The sequence below is a fragment of the uncultured Ruegeria sp. genome (genome assembly GCF_947497005.1).
In the GTDB taxonomy this organism is placed as follows: Bacteria; Pseudomonadota; Alphaproteobacteria; order Rhodobacterales; family Rhodobacteraceae; genus Ruegeria.
On sequence record NZ_CANMFF010000032.1, the window covers coordinates 1 to 18,130 of the forward strand.

18 protein-coding genes and 1 riboswitch are annotated in these 18,130 nt (G+C 56.1%); of the genes, 7 read left to right on the plus strand and 11 right to left on the minus strand.

Going from position 1 to position 18,130, the window contains the following annotated elements; all coding sequences use genetic code 11:
- Window positions 1–271 precede the first annotated feature (271 nt).
- Both Q0816_RS24465 and Q0816_RS24470 read left to right on the plus strand, forming a co-directional pair.
- Window positions 272–556 carry a hypothetical protein gene (locus Q0816_RS24465; protein WP_298855598.1) on the plus strand — a complete coding sequence of 95 codons (285 nt, stop codon included), beginning with the start codon at window positions 272–274 and terminating at the stop codon, window positions 554–556.
- A gap of 58 nt (window positions 557–614) precedes the next feature.
- Window positions 615–986, plus strand: a complete 372-nt coding sequence (locus Q0816_RS24470) for a cupin domain-containing protein (RefSeq protein ID WP_298855600.1) — start codon at window positions 615–617, stop codon at window positions 984–986.
- 374 nt (window positions 987–1,360) lie between these two features.
- Here the strand turns inward: Q0816_RS24470 and Q0816_RS24475 are convergent, their stop codons facing one another.
- The 6 genes from Q0816_RS24475 to Q0816_RS24500 form a co-directional block, all read right to left on the minus strand.
- Window positions 1,361–2,293, minus strand: a complete 933-nt coding sequence (locus tag Q0816_RS24475) for a hypothetical protein (RefSeq protein ID WP_298855602.1) — start codon at window positions 2,291–2,293, stop codon at window positions 1,361–1,363.
- A gap of 7 nt (window positions 2,294–2,300) precedes the next feature.
- Complete coding sequence (locus Q0816_RS24480) at window positions 2,301–3,614, minus strand: TRAP transporter large permease subunit (RefSeq protein ID WP_298855604.1); 1,314 nt, start codon at window positions 3,612–3,614, stop codon at window positions 2,301–2,303.
- A 4-nt stretch (window positions 3,615–3,618) separates the two neighbouring features.
- Complete coding sequence (locus tag Q0816_RS24485) at window positions 3,619–4,152, minus strand: TRAP transporter small permease (protein ID WP_298855606.1); 534 nt, start codon at window positions 4,150–4,152, stop codon at window positions 3,619–3,621.
- A gap of 70 nt (window positions 4,153–4,222) precedes the next feature.
- Window positions 4,223–5,200, minus strand: a complete 978-nt coding sequence (locus tag Q0816_RS24490; RefSeq protein WP_298855608.1) for a TRAP transporter substrate-binding protein — start codon at window positions 5,198–5,200, stop codon at window positions 4,223–4,225.
- A gap of 51 nt (window positions 5,201–5,251) precedes the next feature.
- Complete coding sequence (locus Q0816_RS24495; RefSeq protein ID WP_298855610.1) at window positions 5,252–6,502, minus strand: FAD-binding oxidoreductase; 1,251 nt, start codon at window positions 6,500–6,502, stop codon at window positions 5,252–5,254.
- Window positions 6,499–7,632 carry an enolase C-terminal domain-like protein gene (locus Q0816_RS24500; RefSeq protein ID WP_298855612.1) on the minus strand — a complete coding sequence of 378 codons (1,134 nt, stop codon included), beginning with the start codon at window positions 7,630–7,632 and terminating at the stop codon, window positions 6,499–6,501. The genes Q0816_RS24495 and Q0816_RS24500 overlap by 4 nt, the downstream gene beginning before the upstream one ends.
- 98 nt (window positions 7,633–7,730) lie before the next feature.
- Between Q0816_RS24500 and Q0816_RS24505 the strand changes: the two genes are divergently transcribed.
- A complete protein-coding gene (locus Q0816_RS24505) occupies window positions 7,731–8,651 on the plus strand; it encodes a LysR family transcriptional regulator (RefSeq protein ID WP_298855615.1) in 921 nt (306 codons plus the stop codon).
- Here Q0816_RS24505 and Q0816_RS24510 read toward each other — a convergent pair.
- On the minus strand, window positions 8,612–10,306 hold the full coding sequence (locus Q0816_RS24510) for a thiamine pyrophosphate-binding protein (RefSeq protein WP_298855617.1): 1,695 nt from the start codon (window positions 10,304–10,306) through the stop codon (window positions 8,612–8,614). The genes Q0816_RS24505 and Q0816_RS24510 overlap by 40 nt on opposite strands.
- Before the next feature lie 112 nt (window positions 10,307–10,418).
- On the opposite strand from Q0816_RS24510, the gene Q0816_RS24515 reads away from it, so the two are divergent.
- The gene (locus Q0816_RS24515; protein WP_298855620.1) at window positions 10,419–11,123 is read left to right on the plus strand and encodes a GntR family transcriptional regulator; all 705 of its coding nucleotides are present in this window, start codon (window positions 10,419–10,421) and stop codon (window positions 11,121–11,123) included.
- A complete protein-coding gene (locus Q0816_RS24520) occupies window positions 11,120–11,830 on the plus strand; it encodes an aspartate/glutamate racemase family protein (RefSeq protein ID WP_298855622.1) in 711 nt (236 codons plus the stop codon). Before Q0816_RS24515 ends, Q0816_RS24520 begins: the two co-directional genes overlap by 4 nt.
- Window positions 11,831–11,892: 62 nt before the next feature.
- Here Q0816_RS24520 and Q0816_RS24525 read toward each other — a convergent pair whose 3' ends face one another.
- The 4 genes from Q0816_RS24525 to Q0816_RS24540 all read right to left on the minus strand — a co-directional run bounded on the left by Q0816_RS24525 (window position 11,893) and on the right by Q0816_RS24540 (window position 15,503).
- Window positions 11,893–12,531 (minus strand): phosphoribulokinase, encoded by a 639-nt coding sequence (locus tag Q0816_RS24525; protein ID WP_298855624.1) that lies wholly within the window; start codon window positions 12,529–12,531, stop codon window positions 11,893–11,895.
- Window positions 12,528–13,304 carry an ATP-binding cassette domain-containing protein gene (locus Q0816_RS24530; RefSeq protein ID WP_298855627.1) on the minus strand — a complete coding sequence of 259 codons (777 nt, stop codon included), beginning with the start codon at window positions 13,302–13,304 and terminating at the stop codon, window positions 12,528–12,530. Before Q0816_RS24530 ends, Q0816_RS24525 begins: the two co-directional genes overlap by 4 nt.
- Window positions 13,304–14,377 carry an ABC transporter permease gene (locus Q0816_RS24535; RefSeq protein WP_298855631.1) on the minus strand — a complete coding sequence of 358 codons (1,074 nt, stop codon included), beginning with the start codon at window positions 14,375–14,377 and terminating at the stop codon, window positions 13,304–13,306. The genes Q0816_RS24530 and Q0816_RS24535 overlap by 1 nt, the downstream gene beginning before the upstream one ends.
- A 106-nt stretch (window positions 14,378–14,483) precedes the next feature.
- Complete coding sequence (locus Q0816_RS24540; protein ID WP_298855633.1) at window positions 14,484–15,503, minus strand: sugar ABC transporter substrate-binding protein; 1,020 nt, start codon at window positions 15,501–15,503, stop codon at window positions 14,484–14,486.
- Between the two features lie 254 nt (window positions 15,504–15,757).
- On the opposite strand from Q0816_RS24540, the gene Q0816_RS24545 reads away from it, so the two are divergent.
- Together Q0816_RS24545 and Q0816_RS24550 are read left to right on the plus strand one after the other, a co-directional pair.
- Window positions 15,758–16,882: an ROK family transcriptional regulator gene (locus Q0816_RS24545; RefSeq protein WP_298855662.1), complete on the plus strand. Its 1,125-nt coding sequence runs from the start codon at window positions 15,758–15,760 to the stop codon at window positions 16,880–16,882.
- A gap of 124 nt (window positions 16,883–17,006) precedes the next feature.
- Window positions 17,007–17,206: riboswitch (cobalamin riboswitch) on the plus strand.
- A 133-nt stretch (window positions 17,207–17,339) separates the two neighbouring features.
- Entirely contained in the window at window positions 17,340–18,125 is a 786-nt protein-coding gene (locus Q0816_RS24550; RefSeq protein WP_298855635.1) for a DUF4198 domain-containing protein, read from the plus strand.
- Window positions 18,126–18,130 lie beyond the last annotated feature (5 nt).

Consider the following 18,130-nt stretch of genomic DNA (forward strand, 5'->3'; position numbering starts at 1 on the left):
GGCGAACCCTTCCGCCGCGACGCAATGAAAAAACCCGTCGCAGTCGCAGGCGTCTCCGCCAACGACATGCAGGCGCAGGGCGAGCTGTAAACTGACCATTCACCACCCGGGCAGGAGATGGTTCGGGTGGTCGCAGGCTGTGCCCGATCGGATCAGGCCATTGAGGTCGCGACATTGGTCAAGCTGATCCGTTTTGCCATGCTGGCCCCGGCGTACCGGTCATCTCATTTCTTGCGCGTCGCCATGCTGATTTCAGCGAGGAAAACTGCTAGTGTCTGACGTTTCTGCCGGTGTTTTTCGCCGCCTTTCCGGTCTTTACCATCCTGAACTCGGTGGGACCGATCCTGGCAGTGGTCTTATCGGCAACGGCGGATGGACGCTGCCGGTGTCAATTACTGCAGTAAGAATGAAAACGTCGCACAAGCGTATTCAGGATGTCGGTAGACAGGCCAACATATTGAATGCATCCGAGGCGGCCTTTATCGCGGCTTTTGTTCTGGCGGGTGCCCATCTGTTCGGTAAAAGGGTGACAGAAATACCAAATCTCAGCGCGTGACCGACCATTGGTCGGACGGGCTGCCTTGAAACATACTATCAGCAGGAGGGCTGACCTCATGACGACACAGGTTCTCAATCTCTTTGACGAGCCCGCGACGCGCAACGAAAGGCGTCTGGCCGATCTTCCCGACCGCGTTGTCGAGGGTGATCCGCATCACAAGATTGGAATGCATTTTACCAGCCCGGACGGAGCACTGTCGGCGGGTACGTGGACATCGACGCAGGGCAAATGGCATGCGTTCACCGACAAGGACGAATATTGTTACATCATCAAAGGTCATTGCGCCCTGATCCATGAAGATGGCACGCGTCAGGACTTTCGCACCGGGGCCAGCTTTATGATCCCCAACGGCTTTCGTGGCTATTGGGAAGTCCTGGAAGAGACGACAAAGCACTTTGTCATCCGAGATTGCGCGCAAGACGCGTGACTTGATCCGGCGCACTTCCCGAAGCGGCGAAGATCAGCCTGATGGAAAAGGCCTTCCGCATAGTGCTTTCAAATCTCGCGTCTGATGCTTCGCGTAACAGCACTCACCTCTGCTTCTTTTCCGATCCGTCAGCTGAGCGTCTTGTTATAGCTGATCGGCAATTGCGCCGTTGTGGGTAGCGACTGACAGGTCGGGAATGCTCCGTTTTCGATGGCTTTTTTCGTCCAGCGCCATACGCATGCACATATAAACCGTGCCGCTGGCCAATTTGGCCCGGCACATGCCAAAAACCTCTGATTGGAAAGAAAACAGGAGGCTTCGGCTCACTGCCACAATGGGGCTGGGACATAACATTGAGTGGAAGTATTCCGAAGTTACCCGGGCGTGACCTGTCTTTGATAGAGACCGCGCATGACCATTGGCGTCAGGTACATCGGAATTTGATACGCCCCTATGAACGCCATAATTGGCGCAGTGACCTCGGGTGGCAAAGCCACAAAAAAAATTGCGATGTTTCTGTTTCCTGCGATCAGGGAAACAGCGGTAGATCTGGCGGCAGGTAACTTGCCTCGGGTCAGGCGGAACGTAACAATTTGAGCACCGAAATTGACCAGACAGGCGAGGGTGATCCAGAATGCGGCGATTGCCGGATTCTCCAGGGCCGTGGCGCTGACAGAGGGCATCAGGCCGATGACAAAAACAGCCAGAGTAATTGTGCCCAACCCTTCGAGGTTCAGCAATGTGGATTGGGATGGCGCGCGCAACCAAACCCGCCGAACAAAAACGGCACCACCGGTTGCGCAAAGGATCGTCAACAGAAGCTGCAGCCCGGCCAACAGAACGGATTGAATGTCGCCAAGTTCGGGCATGAGTAGAAACACGGGAAACGCCGTAAGTGGTAACAAAGCTGTCCCAACCACCATCATTCGCATCGCGTGTTCTGGAGGCTGACCCATCATCAGGCACATATTGGGGCTGCCTGAAATCGACGGTGCCGCCGCCATGATCAGCAGGGACAAAAGCACGGGAGTTCCCATCCATCCCCCCGCGAATCCAACAGCGAGAACAATCAGCGGCGTCACGAATTGAAAACCGACAACGGCGAACGCGACTTTGTGCAGATCTTTCAACGACCCAAGAATGGTTTCTGGATCCATTCTTAGGACGGTGACGAACAACAAAAGCACGACCAAAGGAGGCAGCAGGTTTCGCATTGGGTCGGCCAAGGCAGGCAGCATAAGACCTGCCGCCAATCCTGCAATCAAAACATGCGGCCCGTGACGGGCGGCCAGGTGGAGCGGATTCAAGACCGGTTTATCCGCCCGGGCTCTGCCGCAAATTCTCAGGCAACCAAGTGGCGAGGTCAGGGAACCAGATGAGGATAAAGACCATCAGTACCATGATCAGGAACATCGGGATCGCGGCGCGCGCGATATAGCTCATCTCATGGTTAGTCATGCCTTGCATCACGAACAGGTTGAAGCCGATCGGCGGCGTGATCTGCGCCATCTCGACGACGACCACGATAAAGATGCCAAACCAGATCAGATCGATCCCCGCATCGCGGATCATCGGTTCAACCACGGCCATGGTCAACACGACCGAGGAAATCCCGTCAAGGAAGCAGCCCAGAATGATGTAGAACACCAGCAACACCATCAGCAACTCGAACCGGGTCAGTTCCCATCCGGCGATCAGATCAGCCAGTCCACGCGGCAGGCCGGTAAAACCCATGGAAAGCGAAAGGAATGCCGCGCCAGCAAGGATCAGGGCGATCATGGCGCTGGTGCGCGTAGCTCCCATCAGGCTTTCGGTAAAGGTCTTCCAATTCAGCGACCCTTGACCCGCCGCAAGTAAGAGCCCGCCGATCACGCCGAAAGCCGCAGCCTCGGTCGCCGTGGCATAGCCCAGATACATCGAACCGATCACAACCGTGATCAGCAGGATCACAGGCAGCAGAAAACGTGAGTTCCTGACTTTCTCGGAAAAGGTCAGTTTGCCTTCTTTGTTCGGATTCCAGTCCTTGCCCAACTTGGAATAGATCGCGACATAACCCATGAACATCGCCGCGAGGACAAGGCCGGGCAGGATGCCGGCAAAGAACAGCTTGGTGATCGATTCATTGATTGTCACGCCGTATACGATCAGGGTCAGCGACGGCGGGATCATCAGCCCCAGAGTTGCAGCGCCGGTCAGCGTCCCGATGATCATCCGTTCAGGGTAATTGCGTTTGCGCAATTCGGGGATCGACATTTTCCCAACCGTGGTCAGAGTTGCGGCTGAAGAACCTGAGACGGCAGCAAAGACCGTGCAACCCACTATATTCGTATGTACCAGACCACCGGGCAAGGGGGCCATCCAGGGGGATAGCCCCTTGAACATGTCTTCAGATAACCGCGTTCGATACAGAATCTCGCCCATCCAGATGAACATCGGCAGTGCAGTCAGGGTCCACGAGGACGATGCAGACCAGATTGTCGTGATCATCACGTCACCCACAGGGCGTGTCGTAAACAGCTCCATCCCGACCCAGGCAACCCCCATCAAGGCCAGACCGACCCAGACACCGGTGCCCAGCAAGGTGAAAAGAACAAAGAGGAAGAGGATGATGACAGACAGGTTTTCCATGCTCTTACTCTCCGTGGCTTTGGTCGGCCAGATCGCGGATGATGCGGTGCTCACCCTTGAACAGGACATGGATCAGATGGTCAGTCAGGGCGATGGCCAGGATCACGGCACCGATTAGCATCGCGGATTGGGGAATCCAGAGGGCGGTTCTGTCCTGACCCTGGCTGATGTCGTTGAACTTCCAACTCCAATAGACAAAGCGGTAAGCGTACCAGCAGAAATACCACATGACAGTAGTTCCGACCCCGAAACACCAGATCTCGAGAATGCGTCGAAACCGGTCCGGAACTGAGTTCAATAGGATCGAAACGCGGATGTGACTGCCACGGTTCAACGCATTTGCGAAGGCCAGAAACGACGCAGCAGCCATAGCGTATCCGGCATAGTCGGGTGCTCCGGGGAACACCTCACCGGTCCAGCGGGCCAGCATCTGCACGACGATCAGCAAAAGAATGGCAATCAGGCTGAACGCCGCCAGAACCCCCGCCGCCAGATAGATAAAGTCGAGTACGGACCGAAGCCCTCGCAAAGCCGCCATGCTGTCCCCGCTGTATTTTTATTGGATGTGAGATGGGCGGCAGATTGTGCCGCCGCCCATCCTGAAAGGATTACTGAGACGAGTTAAACGCGTCGACGATGGCCTTGCCTTCGTCACCGGCGGCTTCCAGCCATTCATTGGTCATGGTCACGCCGATCTCTTTCAGCTCGTTCGTCATCTGTTCGGATGCAGGACCAACATTCATGCCGCCATCACGCAGACCTTGCAGCGTGAACCCGGTGTACTCTTTCGCGCGCCAGTTGCCTGCATACTCCGCCAACTCTGCGCAGCCTTTGACGACGTTCTTGTTGGCGTCGGACACACCGGACCAGACGTCAGAATTCACCATCACGTAATTTCGCGGCAGCCAGGCGTCGACTTCGTAGAAATAGTTCAGGCTTTCCCAGACCTTGCGGTCATATCCGGTCGAACCCGACGACACCATAGAATCCGCCACGCCTGTCGCAAATGCCTGACTGATTTCTGCCGCTTCGATCGTTACCGGCAACATCCCGGTCAGCTCGGCCAGACGCGAAGTCGCATTGTTATAGGACCGGAACTTGATGCCTTTCATGTCAGCGACCGAGTTCACTTCGTCCTTGAAATAAAGGCCCTGAGGTGGCCACGGCACAGCGTAAAGCAGCGTTAGATTCTGTTCAGCCAGCAGTTTTTCGATAGACGGCCTGGCCGCGTCCCAAAGCTTGGCGCTGTCGTCGAACGAGGTCGCAAGGAACGGGATCGAATCAAACCCGAACAGTGCGTTTTCGTTCTGGTGCCCCGACAGAAGACGCTCACCTATCGGGGCCTGCCCGGTCTGGATCGCGCGCTTGATATCGCCACCTTTGAACAACGAGCCGGACGGGTGTGTGACGATTTCGATCTCGCCACCAGTGCCGGTGGTCACGCATTTGGCAAATTCTGCGCCTGTGGCCGAGTGGAAGTTCGACGCCGAATAGGCCATCGGCATGTCCCATTTTTCAGCCATCGCCGGTGCTGCTGCAGCGGCGGTCAAGGCGGTTGCTGCCAGAAGGTTTGTCAGTTTCTTCATCGTTTTCTCCCTATTGAGTTTGAGATGCCAATGTTTCTCATCGGCCTGTTCTTAAGTCGTGTAACGTGACGGTGCGTAGATGCTCATATCAGCGTTTGGGGTTCTACCCGCGATCATCTGTGCCAGTAGGCGTCCGGTTTTTGGCCCGCCTGTCAGGCCAATGTGATGGTGTCCGAAGCCCATATAAGCGCCCTTGACACCGGGCACGTCACCAATGATCGGGATCGAGTCAGCCGGGGCGGGTCTGTGCCCCATCCATTCCACTTCCTCCTTCCATGTTATGCCCGGAAAAGCCGCCCGGGCATTTTTGCGCATCAATTCAAACGGCGCGCGCGAGGGCGGTGCATCCAGCCCTCCGAATTCTACAATTCCCGCCAAGCGTATGCGGCCATCCATGGGTGTGGCAACAAACTTGCCCGAGGCCACCATGACCGGGCTGCGCGGCATGGCAGAAGGTTCCACCAATTCAAGATGATAACCGCGTTCGCTTTCAAGAGGAACAGAAACTCCCAATCGCTTCGCAAGTGGTCCCGACCAGACTCCGGCCGTCACAATAGCCGTATCGCAAGCGACGGTCTCCCCATTGGCGCGCACGCCCGTTACGTGGCCATTTTCGCGGGTGACGTCCTCGACATTGGCACGGATAACACGGCCTCCATTGGCTTCAACATGCGCTGCGAGGTCTTTTACATATCGTCCCGGGTCGGTGATGTGACCGTGGTCGGAAAGCTTGGCCGCAAATCCGATATCTTCACTGAACACCGAATCGTAGTCGCGGAATGCCTTGCCCTCAAGCTCTTCCCATTGAAAACCGTGCTTCCGCCGGATGCCCCAGCCCAACGCGTCCCCGTCGAAATGCGCCCGGTTTTCGTATAGAAACAGATAGTCGCTCGGCACGATCCACTTCTCGGCACCGGTGCCTGCTGCCAAAGCTTCGTGATCATTCAGGCTGTCGCCAACGATTGGCGTCAGTGCGGCTGCAATTCGTTCTACGTCCATTACGTTTGCGTGGCTAAGATATTGCCGGAGCCATGGGATCAGTTTCGGCAAATACCCCCATTTCAAAAACAGCGGCTGCGAAGAGCTCAGCAACATTTTTGGCGCTTTGCCCAATAAACCCGGCACCGTCACAGGTATGATGGAACAGGACGCAAGCACACCGCCATTGCCATGTGACGTGCCTTCACCTGGACCGGCCTTGTCGAACAGGATCACGTCATGCCCATCCCGCTGCAGCCAGACCGCAGCCGAAACGCCGATTATCCCGGCACCTATGATGGCTATGGTTTTCTTTTCACTCATTCTGAAACTGCCTTGGCCACTGCATAATGGTTCAGTCTGGCCAGTTCAGGCCTGCCGCCAAGCCCCGGGCTTTCAGGCACGCAGACTTGCCCGTCCCGAACCTGGAAGGGGTCTTCCAGAATATCCTCTTTCAGGAAGTAGGACGCCTGATAAAACTCGCAGCCCAGTGTGATCTCCGGTGTCGCCGCAATCATGTGGGTGCCCGCAAGATGGGCCAACCCGGCCTCAAACATATCTCCGCCATAGGCTGTAAGACCATGGGCAGCCGCGATACGTGCAACCGTCTGTCCCCGTACCAGACCTCCGGATTTCATGATTTTCACTGAAACCCCGTCACATATGCCTTCCTGCGCCGCGCGTTCCATATCTTCGGGGCCAAAGACGCTTTCATCAGCCAGAAGGGGAACATCGGTCATCTGCCGAAGCTTTGCCATCATCCCGAAGTGATGGGCGCGAACCGGCTGTTCGATGAAATCAGGATTGAACTGCGCCACATCCCGCACCCTTGCAGGTGCCTCCTCAATATTCAGCCCTTGATTATAGTCCACACGGACCGAGAATTCAGGGCAGTTCTGGGCAAGGTACTCCAGCCGCATAATGTCGAAAGCATGACCCTTGAACCCGGTCTTGAGCTTGACGATCCCTACGCCATCGTCACGCAACCGCGCCAACAGGTCGATGTCCTGCGCAAAGTCCGGGTTGGCGATTGAGCAACTAAGCGGAATGGTGTCTCGGCAGCGGCCACCCAGCAAGAACCAGACCGGGATCCCGCTGATCCGGCCAGCCAAATCCAGCAGCGCGGTTTCCAGCGCGGCTTTGGCTTCAGTACAATGTGCCACGGCGTAGGCTGCGCGCGCCATGATGGCTGACCGGTCACCAACGCAGGCCCCACGAACGAGAGGACGCAAGTAACGATCCAACGCCGCGAAGGTCGCTTCCGGAGTGCCGGTGAATACGGACCAGGGCGACGCTTCGCCGAACCCTTGCGAGCCATCCTCGGATGTCAGTCGTAAGATGACGACTTCACACGCGCCTTCAACGGACCCGATACCGTGATCCCGGCGGGACGTGACCGGCAGCTTCAGGTGCCAAAGGTCGTAGCCGGTGATTTTCTGTGCCAGATCGCTCATTTCGCCCCCTTTAGATGAACGGAAGCCTGCCTTGACCAAGATATCATTTCAAATACTATGTTTTCGGGAGTTCATCAGAAAAAATGATACACTAACAAATGTCGTTACGCTTTCGCCAGCTTCAGGCCTTTCACGCCATCATGGAAACCGGAACCGTGACCGGCGCAGCCTCGGTACTTGGGATATCACAACCCGGTATCAGCAATCTTTTAGCGCAGCTGGAACGCGAAGCGCGATTGCCTCTGTTTAAGCGCAACAAGGGCCGGTTGCTGCCCACCCCGGAAGCCGAGTTGCTTTATCGTGAGGTTGATACAGTCGTGCGTGGGCTGGATCACGTGGCACAGGCAGTGACGGATCTGCAGAACAAACATCCCGGTCAGTTGCAGGTTGCTGCGCCACATCTTTTGTCTTTTGGTTTCATGCCACGCGAGATTGCACGTTTTGCCAAAAGTCGCCCGAACCTGTCCGTCAGTTTTCAATCGCAATATTCGTCCAAGATTCAGGAATGGGTGATCTCGGGTCTGTTTGAAATCGGCATTGTCGAGATGCCGATCCTGCACGACACGCTGAACTACCAGGTATTTCAGTTTGAAACGCTGGCGACTTTTCCCGAAGGCAGCCCGTTGGCCGAGTACGATGTTCTGACGCCGGACATATTGGAAAAAGAGCCCTTCATTGTCATGGGTCCCGAGCACCAAACCCATCGCCGAACACGTGACATCTTTCAGGCATCCGGACACATGTGGCGCACAAAGATCCACACTCATTTGTCCGAAAACCTGCTGAGCTTTGTAAAACAGGGTATGGGGGTCGCGATGATTGACCCCTTTACCGTGACGTTCGACGGTGAGAGCGGGTATCAGACCCGCCCGTTTCGACCATCCGTCATGCTGGACTTGGCCATCATCACTGCCAAGGGTCGCCCCCTGTCCATGATTGCGCAGGAGTTTCTGGCGCAGTTGACCCCGTCAATCGCCTCTTACGCGACCCACTCTGACACAGGCGCGGCAGCCTCGTGAAGTTGTTGTGAATGAATGTCGACCAGCGTGGGCCCATCATGCTCGATGGCTTGCTTCAGCACTTTTGACAGGTCTGCGGGGTCTTTGATCGTCCACGACTTTACACCAAAGGCTGATGCAACAGCGGCGTGATCTGTCCGATTGAAATCGACGTTGTAATACCTCTGGCCAAAGCCCGCATCCTGACCGGCCTTGATCCAGCCGAAGACCGAGTTCGAGAATACGATCGACGTAATCGGCATCTTGTGCCGGACTATGGTTTCGAACTCGCCACAGGTGAAGCCAAACGAGCCATCGCCCATGACGGCGAGGGTCTTGACCGAGGGCCGTCCGACATGCGCACCCATGGCCGCGCCCAGGGAATACCCCAGCGCCCCATGCGCCCGATTTGTAATGAAGTGCCGGCCTGGTTTCTGCCAGCGGTAATGTGCACTGAAGTAGGGGCAGGGGGTGCCGGGATCGGCGACCACAATCGCATCGTCATCCAGGATGTCCATCAGGGATGCCATGACGGCCTCTGGCCGGATTGGCATTTCGCGACTTGCAGCAAGAGGGGCAAACGCGGCCATCTTGGCCTCCCATGCCGCGCGGGCCTTGGCTGTTCCGCCTTGACCAGTCAGGTCTTGCCTAGCCTCCAGCACTTGGGCCAAAGCCTCCAGCGCCAGTCGAGCATCGGCACAAATCGCCACTTCAGTCTGGTAGTTGGCACCGATCACCATGGGGTCGCTGTCTATGTGAATGATCGTGGTGTTGCGTGCGGGGCTTCTCCAACGCTCGGTTGTGACCGAACCCGCGCGGCAGCCAATGAACAGGACGACATCAGCCTGATCTACGACGGAACGTGTCGCTGGGACACCTCCGTTCGACCCGACAACGCCCAAAGCCAACGGGTCGGTTTCGGCAATAGCGCCTTGTCCCGAAACGGTTGTGGCAATCGGCATATCCAACAAGCCCGCCACCCGACGCAGCGCATCGGTGGCGCCAGACAGAACCGGGCCTCCTCCGCATACGGCAATGGCGGACTTGGCCTGCGCTAGAATGGCCGCTGCCGCTTCAACCGCATCCGGGTCGGGTGCAGCCCGTTCTGCGGGGTAGCTGCGATGTCTGTCGTCTGCCCAGATTTCGGCTTCGTCTACCTGCGCTCTTTGAGTGTCAAACGGAAGGGCCAGATGCGTCGCGCCGGGTGTGCCGGTTGTCATCGCCCGGAACGCGGCACGAACCATGGCCGGAAGCCGTTTGGCGTCATCCAGAGAAGCGTTCCATTTGGCCAGAGGCTTGAACAGCGCGGGCTGATCCAGTTCAGTCAAAGGGAATTTTCCGCGGCTGGTCGTTGCCACATCCGAAGTGATCGCCAGTATCGGAACCGAGCTTTCATTGGCCTCAACCACCCCCGGCAAAATGTAGGTCGCACCGCCGCCGGACGGGCCTTCGCATACTCCCGGCTTGCCTGTTACGCGAGCATAACCATCCGCCATGTAGGCCGCGTGCCGTTCATCGCGTGTCAGAATGTGCTGAATGCCGTGATCCATTCGGGAAAGGGCATCATAGAACGGCAAGGTGGTGTCACCGCACAGGCCAAACATATGCTTGACGCCATGGGCCTCAAGCATGCGCACCATTGCCTCGGCTCCGGTCAGATAATTCGTCCCTGTCATAGTCCGAGATTCCTTCGATTCAAAATTGCACACAGATCTGTATACAGTTTTGTATATTGATTTCAAGAATTGTGTGTGGCACCTGTGGATCAACGAAAGAAGGGCAGGGTTTATGGCAGGTCCACGCGTCGACGACATCTACGATCAGGTCAAAGCGATGGCAGTGTCCTTCCGCCTGCGCCCGGGCGATCGACTGAACGAGGTGGCTTTGTCCAAGGATTTGGGCGTCAGTCGCACACCGTTGCGCGAGGCGCTGAATCGTCTGGTGGCGGAGCGACTGTTTGATTTCCGCCCCGGACAGGGGTTCTTCTGCCGCCCGCTGGATGCGCAAAGCGTGTTCGACCTGTTCGAGCTGCGCCAGATCATTGAAACCGCCGCAGCCCGTGCAGCTTGCGCCAAGGCGTCGGACGAAGACTTTCAGACGCTGCGGAATGAGCTTTACGCAAAGGGCATCGACATTACGGGTCTGACGATCGAAGAGGCCGTGACCCGGGACGAGGCATTCCATCTGGCTATCGCAAAGCTGTCAGGAAACATGGAGCTGCTGCAAACCCTGACTCGGATCAACGAGCGTATCCGCTATATCCGATGGATTTCCATGAGCCTGGACCGGGTGCAGCGATCAAAGGGCGAACATAAACAGGTAATGCAGGCTTTGATGGATCGGGATGCTGATGAGGCGGCGCGTGTTTTGGGTGCTCATATCACCAAACGCATGGATCAGGTGCAGGACGCTGTGCGCCACGGGATATCAAGCATCTATATGGAGGGGTCCGAAGATATCTCGACCCGGATAATCGAGGAGGTACAGGAATGATCGCGCAGGGCGGTAAATCCATCTACGGTGCATCAGTTGGTATTCTGATGCTGGATGCCCGGTTTCCGCGGATTCCCGGCGACATGGGCAACGCGCAGACCTGGCCTTTTCCGGTTCTGTACCGCATTGTCCGCAATGCCTCGCCAGATCGGGTGGTTCGGCACAGGGCTGAAGGTATGCTTGAGGTCTTTATCGACGCCGCGCAAGAGCTGGTCAAAGACGGGGCCGACGGAATAACCACCAATTGCGGGTTCTTATCTTTGTTCCAAAAAGAACTGGCCGAGGCTGTTCACGTTCCAGTCGTGACCTCGTCCTTGATGCAGGTCGAAATGGTAAATCGTATCCTTCCTGCGGGAAAGCGTGCCGGTGTACTGACTATTTCGGCATCCACATTGACCAAGGACCATCTGCGTGCCGCAAATGTTCCACTAGGTACGCCAATCGGCACAACGGAAGGAGGGCGTGAGTTTACCCGAGCAATCCTTGGTAACGAGTTGAGCCTGGACCTTCAGAAGGCCCGAAAAGACAATGTAGAAGCTGCGGTTGCTCTGCGTTCCGAGAACCCTGACCTTGGGGCGATTGTTCTGGAATGCACGAATATGTGCCCTTATGCGCCCGATATTCAGCGCGCGACCGGGTTGCCTGTGTTTTCAATCGTTTCTTTTGTGAAATGGTTTCAGGCCGGCCTTGCTCCACCGGTCTACTAAATTCTCTTTTGCCGTTTTGAGAAGGAATTATGACAATAGTACCAATCTACTACAGGGATTTCTTAAGCCAGAATCAAATCACCTGATACCGAATTCCGGATCACACGTTTTGCGTTTGGCAGATCGTTTGAAAGCACCCGTTCTCTTGCGGCTTTGCCATCCAAACCATACCCGATCCATCTGTCGGTCAGACGGGATTCGAGTGTCGCCAAATCAACACCCAGGAACACTTTGAGCGCCCAAAGACGGTGGAGACCCGACCAACCGGGTTCATTCAAAAGAAGATAATTCCCTTCGACCAGAACACAGCGCTGGTCCGGGGTGATCATTGATCGCGCAGCAATAGCTAGATCGAGCTGTCGATCAAACTCGGGAACTGCAACGTCGCCGTCCCTTCGCAAACGATCAAGCAAGGCATGAAACCCGGCGAGGTCAAAGGTTTCGGGGGAACCTTTGCGGCTCATTAAGTTTCGGGCCACCAAAATCGTGTTGTCATAGTGAAAGCCGTCCATCGAAACCAGACCGGTTGGGACACCGCGCCGATTGAGCTCGACCGTCGCAAGGCTGGCCACAGTTGTTTTTCCAGATCCCGGTGGCCCGGCAATCGCTACAAGATGCCGATCTTGCGCCACCTGCAACGCCTCGACAGCATTTGCAACACTGTCTGCCAAGGCTTTCGGAGTGGTAAATTCGCCTGTCACGCGGCCTGATCCTCGGAGGGTGGCTCCTTGGCGCCGGTCATAAACGCCACTGCGTCGGACATCGTATAATCCTTGGGATCAACGACACAGAGACGCTTACCTAGCCGGTGCACATGGATCCGATCAGCAACCTCGAAAACATGCGGCATGTTGTGGCTGATAAGGATGATCGGAATTCCCCGTGACTTCACATCCTGGATCAGTTCAAGGACACGACGACATTCCTTCACACCCAGCGCAGCCGTTGGTTCGTCAAGGATGATGACTTTCGAGCCAAATGCCGCAGCTCGCGCCACAGCGACGCCCTGGCGCTGACCGCCTGAAAGTGTTTCGACCGCCTGGTTGATGTTCTGGATCGTCATCAAGCCTAACTCGCTCAATTTGTCGCGAGCGAACTTTTCCATGGCAGGGCGGTCGAGCATTCGAAACAACGATCCCAACGCTCCTTTGCGCCGAATTTCCCGACCCATGAACATATTGTCTGTAATCGACAGGGCAGGGGACATCGCAAGTGTCTGGTAAACGGTTTCAATACCGGCTTCGCGCGCGTCGATCGGGGAATGGAAATTCACCTTTTGACCTTCCAGCCAAACATCACCTTCATCCGGCGCCACCGCGCCAGACACAGCCTTGATCAGCGTTGACTTACCCGCACCGTTGTCACCGATAACCGCCAGAATTTCACCCGGCATCAGATCGAAATCGCAATGATCCAGCGCGGTCACCTTGCCATAGCGTTTCACAAGGTTCCGTCCTTTGAGAATAGGTTCCATCAGCCCGCCACCTTTCTGATCCACTGGTCGACCGCGACGGCTGCGATGATTAGGATACCGATCAGCAGGAACGTCCATTGCGCATCAGCGCCCAACAACCGAAGCCCAAGCGTGAAGACGCCGACAATCAGCGCGCCGAACAACGAGCCAAGAATGGACCCGCGACCTCCGAACAGGGAAATACCCCCGATCACAACCGCCGTTATGCTTTCAATATTGGCCAGTTGGCCTGACGTAGGCGACACCGAGCCGATCCGACCGATCAGAGCCCAGCCCGCGAAGGCACAGATCAGGCCGGACAGCATGTAAACAGACATCAGCGTGCGGTGTACATTAACGCCGGACAGCTCAGCAGCTTCTGGGTCATCACCGACCGCGTATACATGCCTGCCCCATGCGGTATGGCGCAGTGCATAGGCAAGCACCAGGATCAGCACCAGCATGAAGATCACGCCGACGGTGAACACAGCCCCACCCACGTTAAACTTGGCTCCGAAAAGTTGCAGGATGCTGGCATGTTCCTCGATATCCTGCGACCGGATGGTTTCATTCTGCGAATACAGGAAATTTGCGGCCAGAATGATTTGCCACATGCCAAGCGTCACGATGAACGGCGGCAGCTTGATGCGGCTGACGAGGAAACCGTTTAACGCGCCGATGGCTGTACCGACAGCGAGCCCGCAAACGATAGCGATCGACGGTGGTAACCCATAACGGAAGGTAAATTGCCCCATGACAACCGACGACATCACCATGATCGCGCCGACGCTCAGATCGATACCGGCGGTCAGGATCACAAGGCTTTGCGCGGCCGCGACAATCCCGACAATCTGAACCTGTTGCAGGATCAAGGTCAGTGCAAATGGTGAGAAAAACTTGGACCCCAACAAGACGCCGAAAATGACAATGGCAGCCACAAGAACGATCAAAGGCACCAGAGACGGATTCACATGCAGAATATGCTGAATCGTTCCGACAAACCCCCGGTGGTGATCGTCAAATTCGGCGACCTGTTCCGGGCTATCCTTGGCGGCGGCTTCGAAATCGTCTGACTGTCGTGAAGTATCGGACATAAACGTTCCCCCAAAGCGTCAGGCTACTGACGACTTTAGCAAGTTTTCAGGCGTTTGGGTGGTTTGATAGGTGAAAGGCCGCTCTGCGGCCTTCCATCTTGTCAGCTTAACCCCAGCAGAGGTCCATGCCTTCTTTGACCGAGATTGACTCGACGCCATCAGCGGCCTTGTCTGTTACAAGCGCCACACCAGTGTCAAAGAAATCCTTACCGGGAGTGTTTTCTGGCTTCGCGCCTTCGTCCGCCCATTTTTTGACGGCTTCAACACCCAGCGATGCCATCAGCAGCGGATATTGTTGTGATGTTGCGCCGATGACGCCGTCAGCAACATTCTGCACGCCCGGGCATCCGCCGTCGACGGAAACGATCAGCACGTCATTTTCACGTCCGATGGCTTTGAGCGCCTCGTAAGCACCTGCTGCCGCTGGTTCGTTGATGGTGTGAACCACGTTGATCGTCGGATCTTTGGCCAGCAGGTTTTCCATCGCGCGGCGGCCACCTTCTTCGTTACCGGCGGTGACATCACTGCCGACCAGTCGCGCATCATCTTCGTCGCCGATCACATTCGGATCCGCCAGATCAACTCCGAAACCCTGCAAGAAGCCCTGGTTCCGCAGCACGTCCACAGTGGGCTGGCTGACCGCAAGGTCCAGCGTGGCGATTTTGGCGTCATTGGCCGCGTCACCCATAGTGGCTTTTGCCCACTGTCCAATCAACAATCCGGCCAGGAAATTGTCCGTAGCAAAGGTTGCGTCGGCCGAGTCGATGGGCTCCAGCGGGGTATCCAGAGCGATGACCAGAACGCCTGCGTCACGCGCCTGTTTTACTGCCGGAACAATGGATGATGTATCCGAGGCCGTCAGAAGAATGCCCTTGGCGCCATCCAGGATACAGGTCTCAATAGCCTGCACTTGTGTTTCGTGGTCACCGTCGACTTTGCCAGCAAAGGCTTTCAGCGTCATTCCAAGCTCTTCAGCCTTCGCAGTTGCGCCTTCCTTCATTTTGACAAAGAACGGGTTGGTATCAGTCTTGGTGATCAGGCAAACCGTTTCACCTTCTGCCATAGCACTGCCTGTCATGGCAGTAACTGCCAGCGCTGTTGCGCCCGCAAGCTTCGCAAGTCTCATCGATAATCCTCCCAGTTTTTTCTGTGCCCAAAAAGGCACGCGGGCGATCAGGCGAAAATAACCTGATCCCATGTGAAACCATCACCAGATTCGAATACTTAGTCAATAAATAAATCACTCTTATTTATTATTGACAGGGCGAGGAGGCTTCCACATTCTTCAATGGGAAAGGGGTGGCCGTGTCTGCAAACTCATCTCAGGATAATTCCATTGGCTCGCATGGGCCAGAGGTGCGCGGAACCAACCAAAGGGGGATGCGAGCCCGAAACGAACGCCTGGTTCTGTCGCTTGTCCGGCGTCATCAGGCCCTCGCAAAGTCCGAGATCGCACGCATGACGGGGCTGTCTGCGCAAACGGTTTCAGTCATAATGCGCCAATTGGAAAAAGATGGATTGCTTTTGCGGGGCGATCCCGTCCGAGGGAAGGTCGGACAGCCATCGGTTCCCATGCGGCTCAATCCGGACGGCGCATTTTTCTTTGGGCTGAAAGTTGGCCGGCGCAGCACCGAACTTGTTCTGACCGACTTCGTTGGAAAAGTACGACAACGCGAGCGGCGAACCTATGATTATCCAACGCCAAAGGCCGCTTTGGACTTTTCAAGGGAAAGCCTTGATAAAATGATGTCGTCCATGCCCCCTGAGGCCCAGAACAGGGTCGCGGGCCTTGGGATCGCTATGCCGTTTTACCTTTGGGACTGGGCTCAGACATTGCAGGTTCCTCAGGGAAAAATGGATCCGTGGCGCACTGCAGACTTAAAGGCGGATCTGGCGCTTGGTTACGACATGCCGATATTTTTGCAGAATGACGCCACTGCGGCCTGTGGGGCGGAATTGGTTTTTGGCCCAGCGGACGGGCCTCGGGATTTTTTGTACTTTTACGTCGGATATTTCATTGGTGGAGGTGTGGTTCTCAATGGCTCGATCTTTTCGGGGCGTGGAAATGCGGGGGCACTCGGCCCCTTGCCAGTGCCTGACGACGCCGGCGGCGTAAAGCCGCTGATCGACGTGGCCAGCCTGTATGTGCTCGAACGTTCAATCGCCACAGCAGGGGCAACCTCCCATTCTATTTGGGAAACGACCGAGCGGTGGGATTTGCCAGAGGCCCAACTGGAAAACTGGTTGAAACAGACAGCAAGTGGGATTGCCGGTGGTATTGTCTCGTCCTGCAGCCTGATCGATTTTGGATGCGTAAAGATCGATGGCTGGATGCCCTCGGATATCAAAGTTCGGCTGGTTGAAATGGTCGAAAACAAGCTGTCCGATCTGAACCTGACCGGACTTGAGCGACCTTCAGTGCTGGCAGGGGCCGTTGGCCCGGACGCCCGTGCACTTGGCGCCGCAAGCTTGCCTTTGTCTGAAAGATACCTGTTAGAAACGTAAAATCTCTTTTCCCCTTTTTTTACAAATGCTTCATGGGCAAAGTTAAATTATTCTGCCCTCCCGATGACTGACTTTTCCGATAGCTACCGAAATTGATCATTGACGGAGGCCGGAATTGTCTGGCAAGCCGCTCGACATGTCCGGTTCCGGGGCGTGCTCTGGAATCAATAGGGAATGCGGTGCGGGCTCAGGCCCAATTCCGCAACTGCACCCGCAACTGTAAGCGGCGAGCAGGGCTGATACGCCACTGGGGTTTCCCCGGGAAGGCCAGCCCAACGCTTCGACCCGCAAGTCAGGATACCTGCCGGACATGTGCCCACATTTAGGGGCACTCCTAATCGGCGACGGGATGTTCGTCGGACCAGGATGCTTGGAAAAAGCAAACCGGCCTTGGATGTCCCTCAGTCAAAATGAATTTCGTGCCGGGTCTGGCGCGACGGGACAAGGATGAACATTCATGAAAAAGCTGCTTTTCGCAGCCATTGCCGCGATGGCGCTTCCCGCCATGGTAAATGCGCATTTCCTTCTGGAATACACCACCGACACCATGATCGAAAAACCGGGCGATGTGCCTGTCAAGCTGATCTTCTGGCACCCGTTCGAAAACGGCCATGTCATGGATCTGGAAAAGCCGCAGGAATTCTATGTGATCCACAACGGTGAAAAAACCGACCTGCTGGGTACACTGGAACCTGTCCGATTTACTGGGAAAGAGAATGAAGGCGCTGCGTTCAAAGGCACTGTTCCTGTCAAGCGTTCGGGCGATTACGTGCTGGTGACGGTTCCGCGGCCCTATTACGAGGAATCCGAAGACATCTACATACAGCAACTGACCAAAGCGTTTCTGAACCGCAACGAATTACCGACCGACTGGATGAACCCTGTGGGCCTGCCGGTCGAGATCATACCGCTGAACAAACCAACCAATGTGATTGCAGGGTCAACTTTCACAGGTCGCGTCATGGCCGAGGGCCAGCCTGTTGCAGGTGCCGAAATTGAAATCGAGTATATGGCAGCCGAACCCGATATGGAAAGCTCGGCCGCTTCTACGCCGAAGGTTTCGCCAATGCCGGGAGGTGCCGTGGCCGCAATCTCGGACGATAACGGATACTTCTCATTCGGTGTTCCAAAAGCCGGATATTGGGGTTTCGCAGCGCTTGGAGCAGGTCCTGTTACCGAACATGAAGGCAAAGAACTCAGCCAGGACGCGGTCATCTGGATCCGCGCCTGGGATCTGGAGTAACCCCA

What these genes read in the sequence shown, in the direction of transcription:
- Q0816_RS24540 (WP_298855633.1), bottom strand. Translation starts at nt 15,503, where the DNA reads ATGAGACTTGCGAAGCTTGCGGGCGCAACAGCGCTGGCAGTTACTGCC.
- Q0816_RS24470 (WP_298855600.1), top strand. Translation starts at nt 615, where the DNA reads ATGACGACACAGGTTCTCAATCTCTTTGACGAGCCCGCGACGCGCAAC.
- Q0816_RS24520 (WP_298855622.1), top strand. Translation starts at nt 11,120, where the DNA reads ATGATCGCGCAGGGCGGTAAATCCATCTACGGTGCATCAGTTGGTATT.
- Q0816_RS24500 (WP_298855612.1), bottom strand. Translation starts at nt 7,632, where the DNA reads ATGAGCGATCTGGCACAGAAAATCACCGGCTACGACCTTTGGCACCTG.
- Q0816_RS24495 (WP_298855610.1), bottom strand. Translation starts at nt 6,502, where the DNA reads ATGAGTGAAAAGAAAACCATAGCCATCATAGGTGCCGGGATAATCGGC.
- Q0816_RS24490 (WP_298855608.1), bottom strand. Translation starts at nt 5,200, where the DNA reads ATGAAGAAACTGACAAACCTTCTGGCAGCAACCGCCTTGACCGCCGCT.
- Q0816_RS24545 (WP_298855662.1), top strand. Translation starts at nt 15,758, where the DNA reads ATGCGAGCCCGAAACGAACGCCTGGTTCTGTCGCTTGTCCGGCGTCAT.
- Q0816_RS24485 (WP_298855606.1), bottom strand. Translation starts at nt 4,152, where the DNA reads ATGGCGGCTTTGCGAGGGCTTCGGTCCGTACTCGACTTTATCTATCTG.
- Q0816_RS24510 (WP_298855617.1), bottom strand. Translation starts at nt 10,306, where the DNA reads ATGACAGGGACGAATTATCTGACCGGAGCCGAGGCAATGGTGCGCATG.
- Q0816_RS24480 (WP_298855604.1), bottom strand. Translation starts at nt 3,614, where the DNA reads ATGGAAAACCTGTCTGTCATCATCCTCTTCCTCTTTGTTCTTTTCACC.
- Q0816_RS24550 (WP_298855635.1), top strand. Translation starts at nt 17,340, where the DNA reads ATGAAAAAGCTGCTTTTCGCAGCCATTGCCGCGATGGCGCTTCCCGCC.
- Q0816_RS24535 (WP_298855631.1), bottom strand. Translation starts at nt 14,377, where the DNA reads ATGTCCGATACTTCACGACAGTCAGACGATTTCGAAGCCGCCGCCAAG.
- Q0816_RS24530 (WP_298855627.1), bottom strand. Translation starts at nt 13,304, where the DNA reads ATGGAACCTATTCTCAAAGGACGGAACCTTGTGAAACGCTATGGCAAG.
- Q0816_RS24515 (WP_298855620.1), top strand. Translation starts at nt 10,419, where the DNA reads ATGGCAGGTCCACGCGTCGACGACATCTACGATCAGGTCAAAGCGATG.
- Q0816_RS24505 (WP_298855615.1), top strand. Translation starts at nt 7,731, where the DNA reads ATGTCGTTACGCTTTCGCCAGCTTCAGGCCTTTCACGCCATCATGGAA.